This window comes from Shinella sp. (assembly GCF_052438155.1).
Lineage (GTDB): Bacteria > Pseudomonadota > Alphaproteobacteria > Rhizobiales > Rhizobiaceae > Shinella.
In genome coordinates this window covers 1-6,391 of sequence record NZ_JBQVPI010000076.1, presented here as the reverse complement: position 1 = coordinate 6,391, position 6,391 = coordinate 1, and the positions used below count along the sequence as shown (strand labels likewise).

At 57.1% G+C, this 6,391-nt stretch carries 4 protein-coding genes and 1 pseudogene; 3 read left to right on the top strand and 2 right to left on the bottom strand.

What is annotated here, in order from left to right:
- The 3 genes from repA to repC all read left to right on the top strand — a co-directional run.
- Positions 1–1,100: plasmid partitioning protein RepA (repA, locus tag ACT6VE_RS34300; protein ID WP_444802607.1), on the top strand; the 1,100-nt coding region annotated here is incomplete at its 5' end.
- Positions 1,101–1,174: 74 nt separating this feature from the next.
- A complete protein-coding gene (repB, locus tag ACT6VE_RS34295; RefSeq protein ID WP_444802606.1) occupies positions 1,175–2,161 on the top strand; it encodes a plasmid partitioning protein RepB in 987 nt (328 codons plus the stop codon).
- 153 nt (positions 2,162–2,314) lie between these two features.
- Complete coding sequence (repC, locus tag ACT6VE_RS34290; RefSeq protein ID WP_444802605.1) at positions 2,315–3,529, top strand: plasmid replication protein RepC; 1,215 nt, start codon at positions 2,315–2,317, stop codon at positions 3,527–3,529.
- Positions 3,530–5,004: 1,475 nt separating this feature from the next.
- On the opposite strand, the gene ACT6VE_RS34285 is transcribed toward repC, so the two are convergent.
- Both ACT6VE_RS34285 and ACT6VE_RS34280 read right to left on the bottom strand, forming a co-directional pair.
- Positions 5,005–5,922, bottom strand: coding sequence for a recombinase family protein (locus ACT6VE_RS34285; protein WP_444802604.1), 918 nt, complete (start codon positions 5,920–5,922; stop codon positions 5,005–5,007).
- Positions 5,923–6,264: 342 nt separating this feature from the next.
- Positions 6,265–6,391 (bottom strand): annotated as a pseudogene (locus ACT6VE_RS34280) (IS6 family transposase); the annotation flags it as partial.

The window sequence follows — 6,391 nt, the reverse complement described above, 5'->3', positions numbered from 1 at the left end:
ACATGTTGAGGCAGGAGAAATTCCCGCCGAACGCGCAGAAAACCCTTCGCCAGTTCTCCCTTTCCGAGGTCGCCGAATTTGTCGGCGTATCACAAAGTTACCTCAAGAAGCTGCATCTGCAGGGCAAGGGCGTCGAGCCCAGCACCACGTCGACTGGCCGCAGGTACTATACCGCAAACCAGATGAACGAGTTGCGGACTTTGCTTGACCGCTCGCCCCATCGCAAGGGCACTGAAAAGCTTCAGGTTCTCGCGGTGGTAAACTTCAAAGGCGGCTCCGGGAAGACGACCACCGCTGCCCATCTCGCCCAATATCTGGCTCTGAGAGGCTATCGGGTATTGGCGGTCGATCTCGACCCGCAGGCATCGTTGACGGCGCTTTACGGCATACAGCCGGAACTCGACCAGAATGCCTCCTTCTATGAAGCCCTTCGATACGACGATCAGCGCAAATCGATTGTCGACATCATACAGCCCACCAACTTCCCCAATCTGGACGTGGTGCCGGCGAATCTCGAGTTGCAGGAATACGAGTACGACACGCCGATCGCCATGCAGCGCAAGGATTCCAACGCTGGCAAGCTGTTTTACACGCGCATCGGCGATGCCCTGAGCGAGATCGACGACCGGTACGACGTCGTCGTCGTGGATTGCCCTCCCCAGCTTGGTTACCTTACGCTGACGGCCCTGACGGCCGCGACATCGGTCCTCATCACCGTGCACCCGCAGATGCTGGACATCATGTCGATGTCGCAGTTCCTCCTGATGCTCGGCGACATCCTGAAAAGCGTCGAAGACGTCGGGGTGAATGTTTCGCTCGACTGGTTCCGCTACTTGATCACCCGTTTCGAGCCCACCGACATCCCTCAGCAGCAGATGGTCGGGTTCATGCAATCGATGTTCGCCCAGCAGATGATGAAACATCACATGGTGAAATCGACCGCGGTTTCGGACGCAGGCCTGACGAAGCAAAGCCTCTATGAAGTCGAGAGAGCTCAGTTTACGGCAGCGACCTACGATCGCGCGCGCGAGTCGATGGACGCCGTCAATGCAGAGGTCAGCGAACTGTTGAACAGGGCTTGGGGGCGGCGCAATGCGTAATCGGTTGTCAGCCGTACAGATCCCGAATTTCCACAACGATACTCGCGCGTTGAACGCGCTCAAGGAACTCTGAGATGGCTCGTAAGGACGTCTTTGCAAACATCACCGCCCCACAAGAATCGGGCACGGAGCGGCGCGCCACGCCAGGCTATGCGACGCGCGGCGCCTCACGCTCGATGATCAGCTCCTTGCACGAGCTTGCCGAAAAAGCCGCCCTTTCCGACCAGAGCCAATCGGCGGACGCAATTGTCGAGCTGGACACGGCTTTGGTGGAAAACTCTTTCGTCTCCGATCGCCTTGGAGACGATGATGCAGCCTTTGCCGAACTGCTTGAAGCTATCAAGGAACGCGGCCAGGATACGCCTATCCTGGTGCGCCCTCACCCGACGAGCGATGGCCAATACCAAATCGTCTTTGGCCACCGTCGCGCCCGTGCGGCAAAAGCGCTCGGAAGGCCTGTCCGCGCCATCGTTCGAGAGGTTTCGGACGGCGATCACGTCATCGCCCAAGGTCAGGAAAACTCCGCCCGGGAGAACCTCTCTTTTATCGAACGCGCGATTTTCGCGCACAAACTCCTATCCCTCGGACACGACAAGCCGACCATACAGGCTGCTCTGTCCATTGATGCGCCGATGCTGACACGCATGCTGTCCGTAAGCACCCGGGTCCCAGAGGCCATTGTACAGGCGATCGGGGCAGCGAAGGGTATTGGCCGGGACCGGTGGATCGACCTGGCCCAGCAGATCGAAAAACCATCGGCTGCGGCATTGGCCGAAGAGCTCGTCACCAGCAAGACTTTCGCACCACTCCAATCCGACGCCCGGTTTGAATTCGTGGCCAACGGAATCAAGAAGGCTGGCCGCCTGCCAAAGCGCCAGAAAGCCGGGGGTGAGTGGCAGGCCGGAGACGCAAGCGTGCGTGCGGAATTCCAGGGCGCCGGCAAAAGTTATTCGATTGCGCTCAAGTCCCATGATGCCGGTCGCTTTGGCCGCTTCATCGCAGAAAACCTTGAACGTTTGCACACAGAGTTTCTGACGTCAACAAAAGCTGAAGAAAGGTAGATCGCAAAAGAAAAAGGCCCCCAAACGGTTACCCGTGGAAGCCTCTCTCCGAACTAGACAATCAGAGAATCGCATTTCCATGAATCCTAGTCAAGAGTCTTTGACGCCAATTTTGGTGAGCGGATTTCTTTTGCCTTTTGAAAGGTGAAAGACATGCAAAGTGGAAGTGTAACGACGCCCTTTGGGCGGCGGTCGATGACGCTTGCCCTGGTGAAAAGCCAGTTCAATACGCCCGATATCACGCGCGGAAAGTCCATCGACAAGTGGAAGGTCTATCGCGACGCCTGTGAGGCGCGTTCGCTGCTCGGTCTTAAAGACCGCGCCCTGGCTGTGCTCCATGCGCTGCTGTCGTTTTATCCCGAAACCGATCTGAGGGATAAAGCCAATCTCATCGTGTTTCCATCCAACGCCCAACTCACAGCCCGTGCCAACGGTATTGCGGGAACGACCCTGCGCGAAAACCTCGCACTTCTCACGCAGGCCGGTCTTATCCACCGCAACGACAGCCCGAATGGCAAACGCTACGCACGGAAAGCAAGAGATGGCTCGATCGAGACCGCTTACGGCTTCAGCTTGGCACCGCTCCTCGCGCGATCCGGAGAATTGGCACAGCTGGCACAGCAGGTGGCCGAAGACACCAGGCGTCTGAAACTCATCAAGGAACGCATCACAATCACCCGCAGAGACGTCCGAAAGCTGATATCGGCAGCAATGGACGAAGGTACCCCTGGCGATTGGGAGATGGTTGAAAGCTACTATGTCACCACGGTAGGCGGGCTGCGATCGGCAAAAACCTTGCAAGCCCTCGCAGAATGCCTCGACGATCTCGTCCTTATCCGCAGCGAGGTCATCAACATGCTGGAAAATCAAATTATTCCGGAAAAATCCGTCACCAATGACAACGATATCCGTCAGCACAAACAGAATTCAAATACTGAATCTATCATTGAATCTGAACCAGGCTATCGAAAAGAGCAGGGCGGCTCGGTGGGCGCAAATATTGAACGGCGTCCGGTTCAGACTCCATCCTTTCCATTGGGAATGGTGTTGCGTGCCTGCCCTGAAATTGTCATGTACGCACAAAACGGCACAGTTGGCGGATGGCGTGATCTGATGTCAGCCGCTATCATTGCCCGCTCGGCACTCGGAATAGGTTCCTCCGTCTACCAGCAGGCCTGCGAGGCCGTGGGAGGCGAGAATGCCGCGGTTCTGGTCGCGTGCATTCTGGAGCGAGCCGAGCATATCAACTCGGCCGGTGCTTATCTGCGAGATTTAACCGAAAAGGCGAGGCGGGGCGAGTTTTCACTCGGACCAATGCTGATGGCTCTTTTGCGATCACAGAGTGATAACAATCGACAAGCTGGCTAGAGATGCTTACGGCCTATTCGATCCAGCAGTAGGCTTTCCTGTCGCTTCACCCGGCCTCAGACCTCAAGCCTACTCGTCCACAGATACAGGCCCCGCTCCTATCTTACCGGATCTAATTGTCGGTGATGGCGCGAAGCCCGATAGTGAAAAACTGCCTAGAAAGACCCGTTTCCGACGAAGACAGGGATTTGTCAGCCGTACAAATAGCATTTTTTGTCAATATTTTCAGCAAGTTGGCGTGTTATCGCGCGGTATTTAGGTGCCGAAGGTCGAGGGAGTTGCTGTTCTTGTTCAAAACGCACCTTCCTAGCCACGCTTTTGGGAGAATGCCCGCCCAATGATGGGCGGGGCAAGTGGTAACCGAAACCTGCCCATCTGTGGCAGCAGACCTTAAACGCGGTCGAAACGGCGACTACGGCTCGAACTTGGATCGCGGTATTTCCTCCCGACGCCAAAAGACCGCCCGGTGTGCGCTGTAATGGCGTCAGCGCACTCAAATAGTATTCGTGCTGCACGCATACAGTCGCGAACTACCTACAGGGATGCTTTGAAGCTGTGGATACCCAGGCTCTGATATTGGGAGAACCTGCCGGGCGAGTACCTTGCCAAATTTGAAGCTCGCTCGGGTAAAGCCGCTAGGGTTCAAAACCCGCCATGGCCGCGCGCAGGCTAGGCGCTTCCGTCTTCGCTCAATATTGAAGCACAGTCGCAGCACACGATTTGTATTATCTGCACTCCCATTTCATACAAAATCTATGAAGCGATTTGTCCAAGCATGGTGGTTTGGCATTCGAGCCGTTGCCACTTTCTATGAAAGGCGATCCGAAACGGCTTCACACCTTGGTCGCGTTTTCAACGTGGCCCCTAGTGAAGACCCAACGCCAATCTGATGAACATCGGTTTGTTGGCGGCTGAGCATCTCGTCATCGTCCCGGAAGACTGAGGCAAACGCCGCATTGCCATCGCGCTACAAAATCGCGGTAGAGGCGGCTTTCGAGTTTTTCGGGAAGATGATGTTGTTGGCGTTGCGTGAGGATAAGGCACTGGTGAAGTGATTGGGCGGTCGAAAGCGTAGCCCAGGACCGCCGCCAGAGGGCCGGGACAAGCGCGCTGGTCAAACGGACGTTCCGGTGGAGGCGGCGAGAAAAAACCGTCGACTTCGGTGAGATGTGCTGATTGGGGTCGTCGTACTAGATGACGCTTGGCGATGGCATCCTTGATAGGTGCCGTTAATGTGCCTGACTTGTCCGTGATCAGCGGGGGCGGGGGCTTTGTCAGCCGGTGTTCGCTATCGAGCGTTCGGGACGATTGGATGGTTGGGCCGGACGACAGACCGGTGGCTGAGGTTTGTTTCGTCCATTGGCGATGGTTTTCCGGTCAATGCCATGACGCGCGGCCTGCTGCTCGAAGCTCTCCTGATTGGGGTTTGGGTCGTGTGCGCAACAGACTGGCTTGGCGTCGCATGCACCAAACTCTCAAGAGCGCATGAGCCCAAAGCGACGTGCCTCGTCCAGCAATGCTCTGATAGATGATGGCTGCCACTTCCGGCCCCCTCGTGGCGGTCGCTCGTGCATTTGATCCAGCTGGGCAGCAATGTCGCGCAGCGACAGCTCCGGGTCGGCAATGGCGATCCCGGCAACAATCCGCATCAGACGATGCTCCGGCGGTCGCCGCGGCGATCGGGCGAGCAGTTCCGGTTCCACAAGTTTCTCCCGCGCCATCCGGTGGACCGCACGACGCAAGCGTTCGACGGTCCAGTCGTGTCCCTGCCGGTTGAGGATCAGGACGACATTGTCCCAGCTGTGCTGCGGTCGCAATTGGCGCACCGTCGGTAGCCATGTCTGCGCCGACGCGATCAGTTCATTGAGATAGGCGCGCTCTCGCGCCAGGGAGACGGTGCGGATTGCTTCCGGACGGCGTTCTCGAAGCCCGGGATTGCCTGCAAGTTTGCCACGCGCCTTAGCCGCCTTCATGCCGGACTTGGTTCGCTCGACAATCACCGCGCGTTCGAGTTGGACGACTGCGCCGAGCACCTGCAAGGAAAACATCCCTTGCGGTGTCGAGGTGTCGATCGGATCGCGCAAGGAGCGGAAATGCACGCCGCGCTCTTCCAGATTTTCGATGACATCAAGCAAATGGCTGACCGATCGTGCCAGCCGGTCCAGACGTACAACGACCAGAACGTCGCCGGCAGTAAGCTCTTTGATAAGCTTAGCCAGCACCGGCCTTGCGCTGGATGCGCTGGCCCCGTGCTCCTGCTGGATGCGGTGGCAGCCTGCGGCCCGCAACTCGTCGACTTGTGTGTCTTTGAACTGATCGCCCGTTGAAACGCGCGCGTATCCGATCAGCCTTTGCTGCGGGGGAGGTGGGCTGAAGTTTGGTGCTTTTGCCAAGACTTTCGTGTTTTCCCGAATGGTTTGTACAAATATGGAGTGTATCAGAAAAGCTACCTTTATTAGCGTGTTTTATATATGAAACTGAGGGCCGCACAGCGCGAAATCGATACTGCCACTGGTGTCGAGCTGTCGTCACATCAAGATGGCGCCTGCGGCCGTCAGTGGGCGAAACTCCTTGGGTTTGCTGTTTTGAAGGAGGTCGAAGAGTGGCGTCGCCCTCGTTGATTGCGCGGTGCAAGGGAGCCTTCTGCATTGCTTTGAGGTTTCAATCGACAAGGTGACCTCAGGGAGTTGTCACGTTCCCGAGCGATGATCGATCTCTGCCGCAGCAGCCTGAGATCAGGCAACCGCGCCGGTCACGGCTTTCCAATGCGCCATTGCGCGGATGCGATGCATGTGGGTCGCGAGAGCGGAGCGTTTGTGATGGGGGGTGACGAAGAGGTTTCGGAGTGCTGAAAAGATCGAG

Bases quoted from the DNA above. Each gene is read 5' to 3' on its own strand.
- repB (WP_444802606.1), top strand. From the start codon at position 1,175: ATGGCTCGTAAGGACGTCTTTGCAAACATCACCGCCCCACAAGAATCG.
- repC (WP_444802605.1), top strand. From the start codon at position 2,315: ATGCAAAGTGGAAGTGTAACGACGCCCTTTGGGCGGCGGTCGATGACG.